Source organism: Aequorivita antarctica (genome assembly GCF_007997155.1).
Lineage (GTDB): Bacteria > Bacteroidota > Bacteroidia > Flavobacteriales > Flavobacteriaceae > Aequorivita > Aequorivita antarctica.
Genome location: NZ_VORT01000007.1, coordinates 171,979 through 188,054 on the forward strand (window position 1 = coordinate 171,979; position 16,076 = coordinate 188,054).

Genomic DNA, 16,076 nt, shown 5'->3' on the forward strand with positions numbered 1-16,076 from the left:
AATAATATATTATGGCAACTACAATTGATTTCCAAAAAGAGGCAAAAGAAGCTCTTACGGTATTAACTACGAAATGGTATAATGCAAATCCACCAAGTGAATATGGTAGTGCCTATTGGATAATGGGAAGCTATTTATGGCAGTCAGCCAATGCATTAGAAACAATACTTGACTATCAAAAAGTAACAGGTGATACTCTAACATTTTCCAATACAGTTGATGGGGTATATAACGCATTTGACCAAGCCTTTTGGCCTGGTTGGTTTGGTTATTATGACGACGAAAGTTGGTGGGGAATTAGCTGTCTAAAAGCCTATCAGATTTCAAATAATAAAAAATGGCTCTCATTAGCTCAAAAAATATATGTTGATCTTCAGGGGGGGTGGGATACTAAATGCGGGGGAGGTATTTGGTTTAAGCGCAACCCCAAGAGTTATCCTGATAATTTTAAAGGAGATATCGCAAACGAACTGATGATGGTCCTTGCAGGCCGCTTATATAATGATTCCTCAATAGAAAATAACAAAGAATACCTCCAATGGGCGGAAAAAACTTGGACTTGGATGAACAAATTGGGTTTGATAGGATCCCAATTTGTTATTGATCAGCTTGGTCCAGATTGCCTTCCAATTCCTGAAAAACCTTGGACATACACCCAAGGCGTTTTATTAGGAGGAGCAATAGAATTATTTAAGGCAACAGGAGATCGGTCATATTTAGAACAAGCAATAAAGGTAGCTGATGCGGTATGTGAACAATTAATTTGGCCTTCAGGTATTTTGAGGGAAAAATGCGAACTCTCAAATCCGGAATCGTGTGATAATAATGCAAAGTTGTTCAAGGGGATTTTTATGAGGTACTTGCAATTTCTGTATTTGGAGCTAATAACTTTAGGTACTAATTATAAAGATACAACAGAAAGGTATAAGATATTTATCATAAAAAATGCTACAAGTCTTTTAACAAACTATAAAAATGCCACATTTGGATTGGATTGGAACGGGGGTAGTACTGTTTTTGGTCCAGTTGTACAAATTTCTGGTATTAATGTCGTTATTGCAGCGATTGCCGTTACAACTATTTCTCCTTCAAAATTTCAATAAGTCGTTTTGTAGCGTGGGTCCAAGTAAAATGCTTTTGAACATGAGCTCTCGCAGTTTGAATTGGTATAAGTTTACCATCTATAATATTGCGTATGGTTTTCTCGGCTTTCTGCTCATTAGGACGCCACCAATTTAATTTATCAAACCAGCATTGATCTGCTAATCGATATGATCCTTTAAAAATAGCGGGTTCTTTTTCCGCAGTTATGAGTGTTGCAACATTTTCATTTAAATAACTTGTATAAGCACTATGAAAAGGAGCGATAACATGCAAGTTTGTAGCCATGGCCTCCATCATAGGAAGATCCCAACCTTCACCAAACGACATTGAAATGTAGTGTGTTGCTGAAGCGTACAAATTAAAAACAGAATCTCTTGACATTTTTTTAATAATGATTTTAACAGTTGCAGCTTCTTTGAAAGTTTTACCTTCCTCTTCTTGTAAACTGATAATATCCTGATTAAACTGAATCTTTGTGATCTCTTCTATTGGATTCAATTTAATTGACAAAGTAGCAGAATCATTATTTGAAGTTGCCCTGAGCCAACACCTTAGCAATCCTAAATGATTTTTTCGTGGTCGAAGATCAGCAATATTCAAAAAATGAACATTCTTGCCCAATATGCCTTCATTATTTAAAATAACACCCCTTGGCTTAATCTCTTCTGTGTCCACACCTAAGGGGCAGACTCGTATATAATTGCTCGGGAATCCTGAGTTTACCCACGCTTGTCTTGATGATTCTGTAGGTACAATAACAATATCGTGCTGTAAGGAATAATCTACCCATTCTTTTGGAATTCCATCAGCTTCAAACATTGTGAAAAGGAAATTTTTACTTCCTGTTTTTGGCTTTGCTTGGTGTGGCATTGCAAAATGCAATACTTTATCAAAATTTAAGCAGGCCTGATTAGGGTGATCTATAATATCACTAAGTTCAGCATCTGAGAAGACATTCTTGGACCATTCATTTTTCTGTGTAGCTTTTATTATTACCGATTGTCGCCGCATCTCACGAATAAATTTTCGTGTATGCTGGTCATATCCACTAATCCCTCTATAGGGACCAATGACCTCAATACAACTAGAAGTATTCATTATTTAAGATTGGTTCCGTCTTAATAGCTGCAAGTAATATAGAGCATCCACTGTATTGCAATGATGCGTTTAATTGATCGTTTGATGTCGGTTGATTATTTGGACTGAAAATATTCCAGTTCATACCAAAAATATAGCTAGGATAATTTGTTAATACTATATCTGCGTTTTTCTTTATAATAGTTGCATAATCTTTTGACTTAGCCACCAATGTGGAATTTCCAGATTCAAAGAGATTAATTGTAAATTGAGCAAGATACCTTGAAAATATTCCTTTAAAAAGGCAGGGTCCCGAATTATTTTCTTGCCATGAATAGGGTTTACTATTCCATTCATTATCTTCTTTTGTAAGAAAGAGCTGTGTATTCGGGAATGTTTTATTTTGCATTGCCCAGTCAACACAATTTTGAGCTGCAGTGAGATAAGCACTGTCTTTTGTAGCTATATATAAATCCCATAAAGGGGCAAGCGGATTGCCTTGAAGAGCAATCACTGGAGGGTTATCTTGAGCAACGGAACAATTGCTTTGATGTCCTAGCCCTCCCCAAACAGCACCATTTGATGCAATGAGATCTTTAGATATAACCCACTGCATAGCTGTCTTTGCATTGTTTAAATATTTATCATCTTTTGTAATATTATACAAATCAATGGCTGTTTCTGCCCAACCAATTGTAGAATTTGATGCTTTGAAGTTTTTGGGATCACCCACATCACGCTTCCACCAATCTCCACCTCCGCATATTGAATCGGCCCCTTGTTCAAGTTGGCTATTCACAGCTTTGGCTTCATTTAAAAAATTTGTTGCATTTTGATCTAGCCCAAGAGCGGTAAATAATTTATAACCATGTGTATACATCCTCCCCCAAACACTCAAATCGTCATAATAACCACAGCTAGTTGTATACATTTTTCCTGCATTATATGAATTCACAAGGGTATTTACATAGTTTGAATTATTAAACAATTTCATAGCATCAATTAATAAAAGACAAATAGTAGGTGTACGCCAATAATCGGGACCAACCCAATTAAGAGGAGTTTCAGAAGTAAACCATTTGGAGGTTAATATATTTAAAGCTTTTTCGGCCTCAGATGTATAAGATGAAGATTTTGACATAATTTAATTTATTATAAATAAATAACCTATTCAAGATACTAATTTTAAATGATTTATACAGAAAAAACCCTTTATTAAAGATGATTATATTCAATAAGACTGACTCTCATTTGTAAGTCTTAATATTGAATAAAATGAAAGTATTAATTACACGAACTCAACAACTCAATAAATAGATCCTCGGTTATGTTGCATTTCTAACCATCTATATCTTCATAGCTAAAAAAAATTATTTTATCTTCAATAACAATCGCTTTTCTTTTGGTTGCGCATGCTTTATGATATCTACAGTCTTTTGCCGAGCTGTCAGGTTATTTCACTGACCCTACTCCACTTTCTCCTTGAGTATTTTGATATTTGACATTGATTGCAAGTGTGATTATGGCAAATTTCTTTCAAAATTCCAATTTGATAATCTCTAGATCCTTTCCTGAATTTTCTATTAGCTTTATTTTATTTCACTTTGCATTCATGATTTTCATTTTTTGATAGATTACAAATCTTTGGGACTCGAACCATGGTCGAGACGACTCAGAAAGTTTCTAAGTAATGCCAGTGAAATACTTAATTAAGGGAAGTGGGGACAAATGCAGAAATGTCCTTTTAGAACGGGCGGACTCCATTCACAATTTCGGAATGGAAAGCAGAAATTGGGGACGGTGTCCAAGACCTTTCTAGTGAAGCTCTTTTTCCGTAATGAAGCTTTTCGCGAAATGCAGGGGAATGTGCTGAACGGATTATAAATACCGTAGCTAATTCTTAGCAGAATTTAAAGCGGACTTAACTTCAAAGATGGAAATTGTAGAGGAGTTTGGACCCTTCCCTAACTTTTTTGGTAACGGGTGGCAAGTGGAATGCAAATCGGAAGCTTTGGAGTTGTGTCCAAGATATTTGTAGTGAAGCGCATTTCCCGAAATGGAGCTTTCCGCAGAATGTAGGGGAATGTGCTGAGTGGTAATTTTTAAAATGAAAAATCTTAGAATTAAGCCCTATTTAGTAAATCAGATTAGCTTAATTAGAACTAAGGAATTATAGGTAGTTAATTCCAAATCCATTAAAATCTTCTATTGAGTAATCGGAATTACTAGCTTGCCTTGGATTTTCAAAAAACCCAAGCTCTTGCTGAATTTCCTTTGCGTGTTTAATAAAATCATCGGAAATCTCAGGAAAATAGTGATAGCATATATCATAAACACTCTCATCTTTCCCGTTTGATCCAATGCCTATTCCAATAATTATATCTACAGAGGTATTTAAGTATCGGGCAACAATACATCTCAATTCTAGTTCTTTCTCCTTTCCAATCCAATTTTTTTGAGTCAGAGGCATAAAGACATACATATGTTTGGCATCTTTCTGTGGAAGTAGCATTCTACCATTTGACTTCTTTTTAATGGCATTATCAAGAGCTAGACCTAATTCAGTTCTGTGTATTCTGTCCTCTTGGTTTATTATCCTGATTGCATTTTCTAAATCTTGTATTTGCTGATTATTTGTTTCGTCCTTTATATGATAAAAGTGTAATTGGTTTATCATATAGTCCCAAATAAAACTAGGTGTAATACGCTTTCTCCAATCCCTATAATCTTCTGACTTAATATAACTTTCCCAAAGTCCCCCAGAACCTGCTACTAAATCAACTGGATAATCGAATTCAAGACCCGTTTGAATATAAAGTGCAAAAAAATCAGTTTCTTCCGGAAGCAACATATGATTTGAAGTTAGAAACTTTTCTTTGGCCGTTAAATATCTTGTAAAATCAGTTATCGTATCAAGTTCGCTAATAATGGTTGCAGTTGACTTTTCGTCAAATACGTGTACAAAGCCGCTATTACTCATTCTCATTGGTAATGGAAAGTCATAATCACTTCCAAATGCAATTGCAATTCTATAAATAATTCGCGATTTTTTATCCGGTAGAGCAACCTTTGTAAAACGATTTTTTAATTTAATTTCGTCAACATTTTTCAAAAACCTTTCTGCTCCATAAAGCTGTTGAATTGAGTCGTCCACAGCCTTTTTAACCCACCTCGTATATTGGACACTTTTATCGCTGTGGTCTGAAACTTTAATATCTTTTACAGAAATCAAAATAATTGTGCTACCGCATACAACAAGTACATCGCATAATTCTTTATCTTTCTTGCCTAAAGGGTTTGGGAAGCTCCAAAATGGTAAAAAGGAATTTTTACATAAATTGGCTACATATTTTTCTGATGGTGTCATTATATCTTAATTAATCCTCTACCCGAAGTTTTTTGTTTAGTTATGTATGCGTATGCTTTAGGAAGGTTTACAATATAACCTGAAAAGCCCGAAAGTTTTAAAAGAAGTATTGCGCACAGTGTATAAACCAAGAAGCTTAAATGAAATAGTTCTTTAAATTCCTTGTCAAAACCTAAATCTGGTATAAAAAAATCATCTCCGTGAATAAACTTATTTCGATGGATGTAAAGAGCATTTTCTTCATCTTTTGAGAGAATATATCCAAATTTTTCAAAAGGTTCTGCAAGCTTTTGGTTATTACTCCCTTTATTAATTTGGTGTAGTTTAGTAATCAACCTTTCATAATTTGCCTTTCTTTCTTTCAATTCAATAGATGAAAGTCCTTTTGGTCTAGTCTCTTGTTCAAGCACTTTGATTTTTTTGGCAGCTTCTTTACTTATTTGTTTAATTTGCTTATTAATTTCTTTTTCTTCAAATATTTCTCCGCTATTATTCTCGCCTTTATTTACAACAACCTTTGTAATATTTTCAAGTGCAACAAAAAAAGCTGGTATTTTAAGTTCCAATGGAGAATTACTACAATCGATAATTAATATAAAACTTCGCAAAATACTTCCCCTTAAAAGTATCAACTCGCATAGTTTTGAATAGTTTTCCATCGGAAACTCAAACATATAATTTTTTGCAGTATCCTTTCCTATTCTTTCTATCATCCCCTTCTTATTCTTTATGAATTTAGGACTTCTAAATTTCATATATTTATAGGGATTTGTGGTGTGAATTTCATATCCCTTCGATATAGTTTCGGAAGATTCAAATACTCGAATACCTATAGGACGTCTTAATTCAACATCATTATATGAGAAGATATGGGCTAAACCACCATAATAAGTTCCCTTCAAAAAAGCATAGGTCATAAAAATTGAATTGACTACTTGCGTAAATCGTTCAAGCATTACTTTGTTCAAAGAATCAATAACGATATAGTGCTGTTTCTTTATATGAGTTGAGAAGAAATGATAGTTTTCATTCTCAATTTCGATGTTAATCGTCAAAGCATTATTGGTGGCGGCATCCACTTTGGCAAATTCATATGGGTAGAAATCTCCTTGAAAAGACAATCCTTTCTCAACAGGAAGTAGAAATCGATAAAATCTATTTTTTTTATAATGCGTTTTACTTTGATTTGACAAATTGTGTATATTTGCTATAATCTGTTTTTTCAAACTATTAGCATCAACCTCTGGGTTGTTGAAGTTAGGAAACTTAATACTGCTCGGCAATAAATCAGATCCTGATATATAGTAATCAAGTAAAGAACAACTCAATTTTACTTCTGTTCCTTTTCTAAATCTAATATCCTTATTATCGTTTAAGTCTTTTGATAAAAATGCATCTGGTTTTAGTTCTATATTTCTACCGAATTCTATAGTTGCCGAAAGACCATTAAAAGAATGATTTTTAGAATTCCCAGTTGTTAATATCCCGGAATTGTTTGTTCTAAATTTTTGTAATAATTTGAGATTAGCATTTATACATTTATCTATCATAGTTTAATATGTGAGAAAAAGATTAAAGTTTGAATTCAATCTTTCTTATTTTTTTTTACACTTACAATAATTCCACCGCCTTATACCAATAATAAAATATTGACTTATCGGGCTGGCGTTTCAATTTGTTCAAGTATGCCCATTCTTCATTTTCAATAGTAAGTTCACTTATGTCTTGTCCCTCATAATATTCAATTTCGGCAACTTTTGGCTGCTACAGTATTGCAATCAAATAAGCAACTCTGGCCGAAGCTGCCATTGCTTCTTCTATCCTAAAATGTCCCGTCATTAGAAATGCACTACCAAAACTGCGAATACCACGGTTTAAATCCTCAAATTTCTTCTTTGTCTCTTTGGTTAGATTGTGTTCCCTTCTCACTATAACAGCACAGGTGTTTATAGAATCCCAAAGCACATCTGTTTCTGTTAGTTCTCTTTTATTGAAATCTTCATCACTACTTCTATAGGATAGTTCAGCTTTTGCGAAAGCGGAAAAGCTTTTCTTTACTATTGCTATATCGGTAATGTTTTCAAATAGTTTTCCCAAATCAAATAACTGCTTGCAGATTTCCATTGCAAAAAGCTGGTCTTGTTTGTAATATGGAATACCGATAGTTTCTGGTGCAAAGGCAGTAAGTTTGTCGCCACAGATGGAATTCACAGATGGTGTCGAAATCGTCGTTGTAGTTCCTTCGACCGAAAGCCAAGATACTTCTATGGCAGATTCTATAAGTTCAGGATAATGCGGACTGTCAAAAAGTATGTCCAGCAGAATTGTTCCTGGAACATTCGGGTTATAGACTGAATCGAATTCGAACGTGTAATGCGCCTTCGGAACACCTTCTTTATAGCTTCGGTTCTCGTTCAAAATATGTCTTTTAAAATGCGTGTTAGCCACTACTGTATCAAGAATCTTTTCTAACGGTTCACGGGCTACGCTGGAAATAATATCAATATCGATTGAAAATCGATTGTCTTTTTCTAACAATAATACTAGTGACGTCCCTCCTTTGAACACAAAATCAAGCCTAGCTAATTTTAAATGTTCCAACAGCGAAAATGCGTGTACCATTTTTTCTAGAATGGTCACGTTAATGGATTTGTGCTCTTTTTCTGCTCGGAAACTATCCAACCATTCCTTTGTGAAACTTATTTTTTCAATCATATTGGATGTCCTCTAAAAAATTTGGAATGTGTTTGCTTATAAATTGTTTAATTTCCTGTTCTTTTTTACGTCTTTTAGCGTAGCTGAACAGCTTTGTAAGGTTGATACTGTAGCGGTTTAGTATCCTTTCAAAAATGTATATTAGTTCAGAACCTTGATAAAAATGGAACAGATTTTCATCTGCAAATAGGTCTACCATTATTTTTTCAAGTGTCGCAATCGGAACAACTGATTTTTTGTCTTTTATTTTACTTATTGGGGCTCTTGTGACGAGTCGCTTTATAACGACTGGCACATTACTTTCAGAAATATAGAACTCGATTTCCTTTTCGTCGGGATTCAAAAAAAAATCCATTCGTAGTGAATCGTTTAGAAAATAGTAAAGTGACTCTGTAAATTCCTTTTCTACTTCTACGACTATCATTTGATTGGATGCTTGATGTTGGGTAAACTCGTTTAGCCATTGGCTTTCCCAAATGCAGTATGTAATATCCTCAAATCTCTCGGTAGTTTTACGGGCTATTTTCAGTACATTTTCCGTTAGAACAGGTTTGTATTTTGGTTTATAGGATATAACATACAATCCTCGCCCTATGGTTTTGATGATGTCTTTTTTCTTAAGGTCATAAATTCGCCAACTAAAAGTACTCTCTTTTAGGTCTGGTTCAAAGTCCAGATAAAAGTGATATAGGCTCGTCCCTGTCGAAGGAACTTCGCTCCTTAAATACTTCTATAATCTTATTTTCTATAATCTTTGGCATAATACATATATCAAAACTTTGCCAAATATAAGAAAAAGTGGTAAATATTTGAAAACAAATTATTACCACCATATTCATTAAGTGGTACTAATTGGAAATAATTAGCTCCGTCTTTGATTAAAATACCGGTTACAATTCTCATCTGAAGTATATTTAAAGCGGACGTAACTTCAAAGATGGAGATTGGAATGCCTGTGCTGAGCGGAGCCGAAGTGGAGTTTGCCCGCTTCCCGAATTTTCTCGGGAATGAGCGGACAAATGGAATGAAATTAGAATCTTTGGAGTTGTGTCCAAGACTTTTGTAATGAAGCGCATTTTCCGTAAAGTGGCTTTTCGTGGAATGAAGGGGAATGGGCTGAGAGGAATGCTTGTACTAAAGGCTAAATTACTCGAATAAAACTTTAATAATCTTGAAGCTTGCTATGCACTTTATCTATTTCCTTATCCATATATACCTGGGAATAATGAACATATCTATTAAATGAATTACTGTTACTACTGTGGCCGCTGATTTTACGAACCAAGTGTTCAGGCATACCCAAAATTAGTAATGTTGTTACAGCAGTTCTTCGCATCATATGGGAACTCATTTTGTCGCAAAATCTCATTTCGGATTTAATATTTTTATTTACAATATTTTTGGGTATTCCCAATTGTTCCCTTGACAGTCCAATTTCATCAGTAAAGCCTGCTTTTTCTCCAATTGATTTAAGGCTTTTATTAAAGTAAAAAAGTGAACTTTTCCCGAAAACAGTTTTCTTCATTGATCTTGATCTATAACTTTGAAAAATATCAATTGCATAGCTGGGCAATTTAACAGAACTATACGTCTTGGTCTTTTTGGATTTTATCTTAAGATAATAAGTTCCTTCTTGTACCTCAAAATTTTTATTAGTCAATGAGAAAATATCTGAAAACCTGAGACCAGTACAACATCCAAAAATGAAAATATCCTTTATTCTCTTTTGGGCTAATGATAGACTTGAATCAAAGTCCTTATCGTGGATTAAATACTTTAACTGTTCTGGGGAAAGCACCAAAATATCTACCTCTTCCTTTCTAACGTAGAAAACTCTTTGGAAATCACCTGTACTGAAATCTCTTTCGTTTTTTAAATAAAGAAAAAAGGTTCTAATCACTTTAATATTGTGGCCCACATAATTGTCATAACATCCCTTTTTATATAAGAAATCAGTAAATTTTTTATAAAATTTTTTCCAGTAATTCTTTTCGGAAGTGTATTCTTTTTTGGTCAATCGGGAAGCATCGCATATTCGAAGTTCAAATTTTGCGGAGGCAGTAAATTCTATTAAATTGTTAAGTACGTATTTATAGTTATCAATTGAATCCTTTTTAATTCGTTCTCCATTCTTTTTTACCCTCTTGCCCGTTTCTGTATCTTTTATGAATTTTTTGAATAGTGGAATAATAGCCTGTGTTTTTTTCATAGAGGCTAAAATAGAAACTATATAAAAAATTACTCAACTTTTAAAATGAAAAAAGGGTGTAAGAATTTGCACCCTACGAGGGGGTTTCTTAATTGGGAACCCAATTATTACCTACTCTACCAAACAGTCTCTGTTCAGCAAACTCAATTTTTTCTCCATTTTCACAAATACCCCAAAGTTTTTCAATCATCATTAAGCTATATTTTTGAGAGTCTAACATTACTTTAGTTAATGTGCCATTTTCAATGGCATCTTTTATTGCGACATACATCAATACCAAGGTTACTTTAGCATCTTTACTGTTAGATTCATTTGAGCATTCCATTGATAATTTTTCTAAGAGTGAAAAAAAATCTGTGTTTAATGCTTCATTGGGATAAACTTTATAAACATTTTCGATCCAAATGTTTAAATCATAAATGGTTTCAGAATTAAAATTATTCAAACAAAAAAATAACATTTTATTAAATGGTAGATAATTCAAGTTTTCCAATATATTAATTTTTGCTTTTTCATCTATAAAAAAATTTTTAGCATTAAATTTTTCTCCATTCACGAAGTATGTAAAATTAATATCTTTGTAACGTCTTAGAATTTCACTAGTATATAATAGATATGATAAGAAAAGTTTCTGTTGAATTGGATTAACAATTTCAGACTTATTGAAAACATATTCTATTTCTACCTTGTCTTTTTCTTTTACAATTACTGAAATAGTGCTAAATGAATTATTATGAATCTTATTGGAATTTAATTTTAAGTTATTAATCAATTCATCTGTCTGAATTTTTTTCAAATTATCTTTACTATTAACCTTTTGATTACATGAATAAAATGAAATTAGCAGTATGAAAATTAAAAATTTATATGTCTTCATTTTTATTAAAGTTCGTTTGTTCTAAGGGGTCTAGCCTTACCTTGTTTGCTTTCTAAATATTCTACAGCGTGTTTTGCACCCGGGAAATGTTTTAAAATTTCTTTTGCTCTTTTTATAGAATCATTTGCCGTTTTTAATCCTTCTACAGTAATATCTGTATGATTCCAGGCACTATTTCCATAAGAAACTATCGGCCCTGGTGTTCCGCCTACTATAGAAGTTAAAGATGCGCGATAATTCTCTGATATAGTTTGAGAATATTTAACTCCTACTCCAATTGGACTTATACCTCCAATAGTTTCTGTATGACTGGGCGAATTTAAAATTCTTTTTATACTTGGCTCTTTAGTTCCGCTAAAATTTATATTTCCAGCCCCCAAACTTGTGCTTAGTCCAGGTGTAGAAATTTGTGCTCCTAAGGTAGTCATTCTAACAACACTACCTCCTTCCCAAAATATACTCTCTTTTGGAACTTCAAAGATACTCGTTGAGGCTGTAAAACCTGAATATCCTACACCTGCTTCTGCATCACCACCACTAAATCCTGCAGTAAAGGGTTCATTAAATGGCTCAACAAGTTCACCTTTAACTATATCATTTCCATTTATTGGTATTTCATTTTCATAAATGAAATTTTCATTTGCAAATTGATTTATAAAAAGGACGTCGTGTTCATTAATGTTTAAGTGCTTAAAAGTCTCGTCATTTTTATCAAAAATACCACTTGGGTCTAACCAGTTTCCTTTTGCCTTAAATTCATCAAAATTCCAAGCAACAACTTGACTCCAGGTAACAGCTTTTTCATTTGAATAGCCATACTTTTTTTGTGTTTTTTTATTATTGATATCAGCCGCAACTTGAGAAGGTCCTTGACCAGGCTGTACTTCATAAGCAACTAATTCGCCATTAATTACAATTGGCTCTAATCCTTCCAATTCTAGTGCATCTATTACTCTATTCCCACTAAAACTATAACTAGACAAATACGGATACTGATCACTTAACGGGTCCACCGCAAAAAACCTACCCACTCTAGGATCATGCATCCTATAATTGTAGTTGATAGAATTGCCCTCGCCCTTGATCTCATTATCCATCTCCTGCCCCTGGAAGCCGTACCGATAATCACCGGTGTTGGCATGCCTTCCTGGCTGCAACATTCCGAAGGGATGGGATATTTATGAGAAAGAACGCAGTAATTTTTTTATTTTTTTAAGAAAGTTAGAATCCTAAAATGTAAGGCCACAATCCAAATATTTTAAATTAATTATAAAAGTTTAGCTAATCTACTCCTTCTAAAGATTCATTTATAAATTTTGAAATATCTTTTGATTCCTTACAATCAATTTTTTCAATATAAATTATTTTCTGAATAAACAATTTTGGTATATCAGCACTAATATAATTAGGGTCATTAATTATACAACCTTCAAATCTAATCTTTGCAACATAAAATTTATATTTATTTATTTTTTTTATAAAATATTTATCTGTAGGCCTATTTAAATCTGGGTCGTAATGAAAATATATGAAGTTCATATAATTTTCTACAAAAGTATCTGAGGGGATTTTTTCGATTGTATCACAAAGTACAGGTCTATATAAATCTTGAAAAAACTTATACCCTTTTTTCTTTCTAATATTTAATTCCAATCCATCTTCCGGATCCTCAATTGTTGACTTATGAATAGTATCGTTATTTAAATTTCTATAATTCAATGGTAAATAATAATAGCTATTATTGGCTGTCCTATCCGGCTCACCATATTTATCTTTACATATGAGATAACCCTCATAAACATTATTTTGACTATGAGAAAAATTAAATACCAGTAGTAAAGTCCATAAAAAGATTAATCTAATCATTCTGTAGTATTAATTTCATTTTTATCAGGAATGTCTGATTCATTTATGTTAGGTAAAGTTTTTAAAATATGATCTACGTTGTTTTGATTTGGAGGAGAGTCTGATCCATACAAAAGAGCTCCACCTCCTCCAATTGATTCATCTGCATGTTTTTTAGAAGAATCACCCATTACATATTTTTCATTATAAGAAAAAAAGTTGTGAATGATTTCATGTATTATTCTACCTATTTTACCAGTTCTAAATTTAATGCCATTTCCTCCTGATGTCGCTAGAGTTGGACTATTAATATCAAATTCTAAAAGTTGAGCTATAGTTATGCCTCTTCTTATGTCTACTCCCCCAATATTAAAATCATTTTTTGTCTCTTTTTCTACTTCTTTGTAAAACTGTGTAAATCTTTCTCTTTTGTCTTTACTTCCACTAATTTCTTTTTCAAAAACATTAAATTTAAATTCAACTGGGACTACATTACCCTCAATAGTAGTTGTAAATTTCTCCTTACTCATATTGGCTCTTCCTAATCTTCTATTTCTTTTAGTATCATTATAAGTTGGATTATAGTTACTATCTAGAATATTTTTTACATCATCACCCGAACCCTTTTTAAAACTTATTTTATCATTTTTGTTTGAAGTTACCAAGACATAAATATCGACTTCAACAATCTGAGCAATAGGAACTTTGACTCCATTAACAATGTCATATTTTGTGTGCTGAAACCCTTCTAGCCCTTCTAATTCTTTTGAATCAATTGGTCTGTTGGAGCTAAACTGATATGGGGTTAACATTGGGTATTTTTTTTCTAATGGGTCAGTTGCAAAAAATCTACCCACCCTCGGATCGTGCATCCTATATTTATAATTTATAGAATTTCCCTCGCCTTTAACCTCATCATCCATCTCCTGTCCTTGAAACCCATAACGATAATCGGAAGTGTTGGCATGCAGCCCTGGCTGTAACATTCCGAAGGGATAGCATTTTTATGTAAAAGAACATGGATTAACTATAGATTGATCCTATAAATCCTTCAATTATATAGAAGTGATGCTTAGCTTCTCTCTAAAAGTAAAAAATGCTTTTGATGTACTAAAATATATCTAATAAACAATTCACCACGCACTAAAAATAGTCAGAAAAGAACAATAAAAAAATATCATATTAAAATTGAAAATTGCTTTTAATAATTTTTTTCCAAATTGTCTAATTTTTTAATTATTTCATTATCCACAGCAAATTTTAATTTAATTTCATTATGATTTATTAATTCATAATCTAAAACAAAATCTGGTAATATAGCTCGATATATGGGATAAAAATTCTCTTTGTTAATCATAATCATAGCTGTGTCAGAAATTATTAAGTATCGATCTTTTAACGATTCAATTCCTACAAATCCATTTTCAATTCCTATATATAGTAGTAATTCTCCTGATGTCCCATCTATTAACGCAACTTTGGTCCAATAGTTAATACATATTACATTATCATCATCAAACTCCTTAATATTATATTTATCAAATACGGGGTATATAAATTCATTTATGTTCAATATAAAATCAAATTTTTCAATTTTTATAGGTAAGCTATGTGTCAATTCATTCGTATCTTTAATATTACTTAATGTATATTCCATACTATAAATTTTTATTTCCTGATTCAATTGCTTTATCCTTGAGTTCCCTTATTGTGGCTGGCAAATCCTTATTAACCTCAGGAATAGAAATACTTTTTAACTCATATACATCATCAATTTTTTCAAATGAAAAATTCACTTTGGTACCATCTTCAAGCGATATTTGTTTTTTTATGCCATTGAATGCATTATCTGTAATTCGTACTCCCTCATCAAACGCTTGCACCGTTAATTTTGCAATGTCCTCCGAAGTTTTTATCCCATTATCCTTAAATTTATTTCCTCTTGTTAATGATTTAGCCATATTTTCAATCTCTCTCATATTAACTTTGGACAAATCTTTTAAATAAGTTGAACCTTCACCGAGAGCGAAATTTAATTTACCAAGTGGAATAGTTATTTTTTTAACGAGTTTTGAATCAACTAAGCCTTTAATGATTAATTTACTTCCGCTTGCAACATCATCACCAATTGCAGGACCTGGATAGGGCTCATCTAAAAGTAGATTCCAAGTTATAGCAGTAGATTCATTTGCGATTTCTGAAACCGTTACAGGGTTTAACATTGCCCAAGTAACTATTCTTTTCAGAAAAGGAACAGCCTCACCTCCTGAATATATCGTAGCTAAAGTTCCTAACCCAATTAATGCTCCATAACCCTCCGCATTATTTTGTTTCATATACTCTTCACGGGAGATTTCGCCTTTTAGAACTACTTTATCCCTGCGAGTTTGCCTTAATTCGAAACTTGTTTCCAAACCTTCAAGTTCGGGTGCATGAATGGGCATATTAGAACTAAACTGATAAGGAGTTAAATCTGGATATTTCCCATCAAGTGGATCCATAGCAAAAAACCTACCCACCCTAGGATCATGCATTCTGTATTTGTAGTTGATAGAATTCCCCTCACCTTTAATCTCATCATCCATCTCTTGGCCCTGGAATCCATAACGATAGTCAGATGTGTTCGCATGCCGCCCGGGCTGCAGCATGCCGAAGGGATGGAAATTTTATGTGAAAGAACGTGGTTTAAATATTGTTATTCTTTTTAACAAAACTACCAAAAGTATCAGATTTGCATAAATCTCACTATCCCAACAAGAATATAAATCCCTAGTATATATTTCTATAATTCAAACTTTGAGCTAACTTTTCCATAAAAAAATAAACCGTTACCTAAATATTTATGGAATTTTCTTCGCAATAAACTGGGTTTTGTAATATGG

At 32.8% G+C, this 16,076-nt stretch carries 14 protein-coding genes and 1 pseudogene; 1 reads left to right on the plus strand and 14 read right to left on the minus strand.

The genetic code is table 11. The annotated features are described in order from the left end of the window. Nucleotides 1–11 precede the first annotated feature (11 nt). Nucleotides 12–1,103, plus strand: a complete 1,092-nt coding sequence (locus ESU54_RS11225; protein WP_111845796.1) for a glycoside hydrolase family 76 protein — start codon at nucleotides 12–14, stop codon at nucleotides 1,101–1,103. On the opposite strand, the gene ESU54_RS11230 is transcribed toward ESU54_RS11225, so the two are convergent. From ESU54_RS11230 to ESU54_RS11295, 14 genes and pseudogenes are all read right to left on the minus strand, one after another. Next, nucleotides 1,078–2,202, minus strand: a complete 1,125-nt coding sequence (locus tag ESU54_RS11230) for a glycosyltransferase family protein (protein ID WP_111845795.1) — start codon at nucleotides 2,200–2,202, stop codon at nucleotides 1,078–1,080. The two genes, ESU54_RS11225 and ESU54_RS11230, sit on opposite strands and share 26 nt — an antisense overlap. Further along, the gene (locus tag ESU54_RS11235) at nucleotides 2,189–3,322 is read right to left on the minus strand and encodes a glycoside hydrolase family 76 protein (RefSeq protein ID WP_111845794.1); all 1,134 of its coding nucleotides are present in this window, start codon (nucleotides 3,320–3,322) and stop codon (nucleotides 2,189–2,191) included. Before ESU54_RS11235 ends, ESU54_RS11230 begins: the two co-directional genes overlap by 14 nt. Nucleotides 3,323–4,351: 1,029 nt before the next feature. Further along, the gene (locus tag ESU54_RS18080) at nucleotides 4,352–5,548 is read right to left on the minus strand and encodes a nuclease-related domain-containing protein (protein ID WP_235004636.1); all 1,197 of its coding nucleotides are present in this window, start codon (nucleotides 5,546–5,548) and stop codon (nucleotides 4,352–4,354) included. Continuing rightward, nucleotides 5,548–7,098 (minus strand): hypothetical protein, encoded by a 1,551-nt coding sequence (locus ESU54_RS11250; RefSeq protein WP_146848122.1) that lies wholly within the window; start codon nucleotides 7,096–7,098, stop codon nucleotides 5,548–5,550. Before ESU54_RS11250 ends, ESU54_RS18080 begins: the two co-directional genes overlap by 1 nt. A gap of 214 nt (nucleotides 7,099–7,312) precedes the next feature. Next, a complete protein-coding gene (locus ESU54_RS11255) occupies nucleotides 7,313–8,263 on the minus strand; it encodes a nucleotidyl transferase AbiEii/AbiGii toxin family protein (protein ID WP_235004635.1) in 951 nt (316 codons plus the stop codon). Further along, nucleotides 8,256–8,939, minus strand: coding sequence for a DUF6577 family protein (locus ESU54_RS11260; protein WP_317130406.1), 684 nt, complete (start codon nucleotides 8,937–8,939; stop codon nucleotides 8,256–8,258). Before ESU54_RS11260 ends, ESU54_RS11255 begins: the two co-directional genes overlap by 8 nt. Nucleotides 8,940–9,425: 486 nt before the next feature. Beyond that, nucleotides 9,426–10,472: a tyrosine-type recombinase/integrase gene (locus ESU54_RS11265; protein WP_111845792.1), complete on the minus strand. Its 1,047-nt coding sequence runs from the start codon at nucleotides 10,470–10,472 to the stop codon at nucleotides 9,426–9,428. Nucleotides 10,473–10,560: 88 nt separating this feature from the next. Further along, nucleotides 10,561–11,349 (minus strand): hypothetical protein, encoded by a 789-nt coding sequence (locus tag ESU54_RS11270; RefSeq protein ID WP_111845791.1) that lies wholly within the window; start codon nucleotides 11,347–11,349, stop codon nucleotides 10,561–10,563. 5 nt (nucleotides 11,350–11,354) lie between these two features. Further along, entirely contained in the window at nucleotides 11,355–12,284 is a 930-nt protein-coding gene (locus ESU54_RS11275) for a hypothetical protein (RefSeq protein ID WP_235004637.1), read from the minus strand. A gap of 3 nt (nucleotides 12,285–12,287) precedes the next feature. Next, a pseudogene (locus tag ESU54_RS18085) lies at nucleotides 12,288–12,509 on the minus strand (RHS repeat-associated core domain-containing protein); the annotation flags it as partial. A 121-nt stretch (nucleotides 12,510–12,630) separates the two neighbouring features. Further along, complete coding sequence (locus tag ESU54_RS11280) at nucleotides 12,631–13,215, minus strand: hypothetical protein (RefSeq protein ID WP_146848123.1); 585 nt, start codon at nucleotides 13,213–13,215, stop codon at nucleotides 12,631–12,633. Then, a complete protein-coding gene (locus tag ESU54_RS11285; protein ID WP_146848124.1) occupies nucleotides 13,212–14,180 on the minus strand; it encodes an RHS repeat-associated core domain-containing protein in 969 nt (322 codons plus the stop codon). Before ESU54_RS11285 ends, ESU54_RS11280 begins: the two co-directional genes overlap by 4 nt. Before the next feature lie 215 nt (nucleotides 14,181–14,395). Beyond that, nucleotides 14,396–14,851 (minus strand): hypothetical protein, encoded by a 456-nt coding sequence (locus tag ESU54_RS11290; RefSeq protein WP_146743999.1) that lies wholly within the window; start codon nucleotides 14,849–14,851, stop codon nucleotides 14,396–14,398. Between the two features lies 1 nt (nucleotide 14,852). Beyond that, complete coding sequence (locus tag ESU54_RS11295) at nucleotides 14,853–15,842, minus strand: RHS repeat domain-containing protein (protein ID WP_111844835.1); 990 nt, start codon at nucleotides 15,840–15,842, stop codon at nucleotides 14,853–14,855. Between the last annotated feature and the right edge of the window lie 234 nt (nucleotides 15,843–16,076).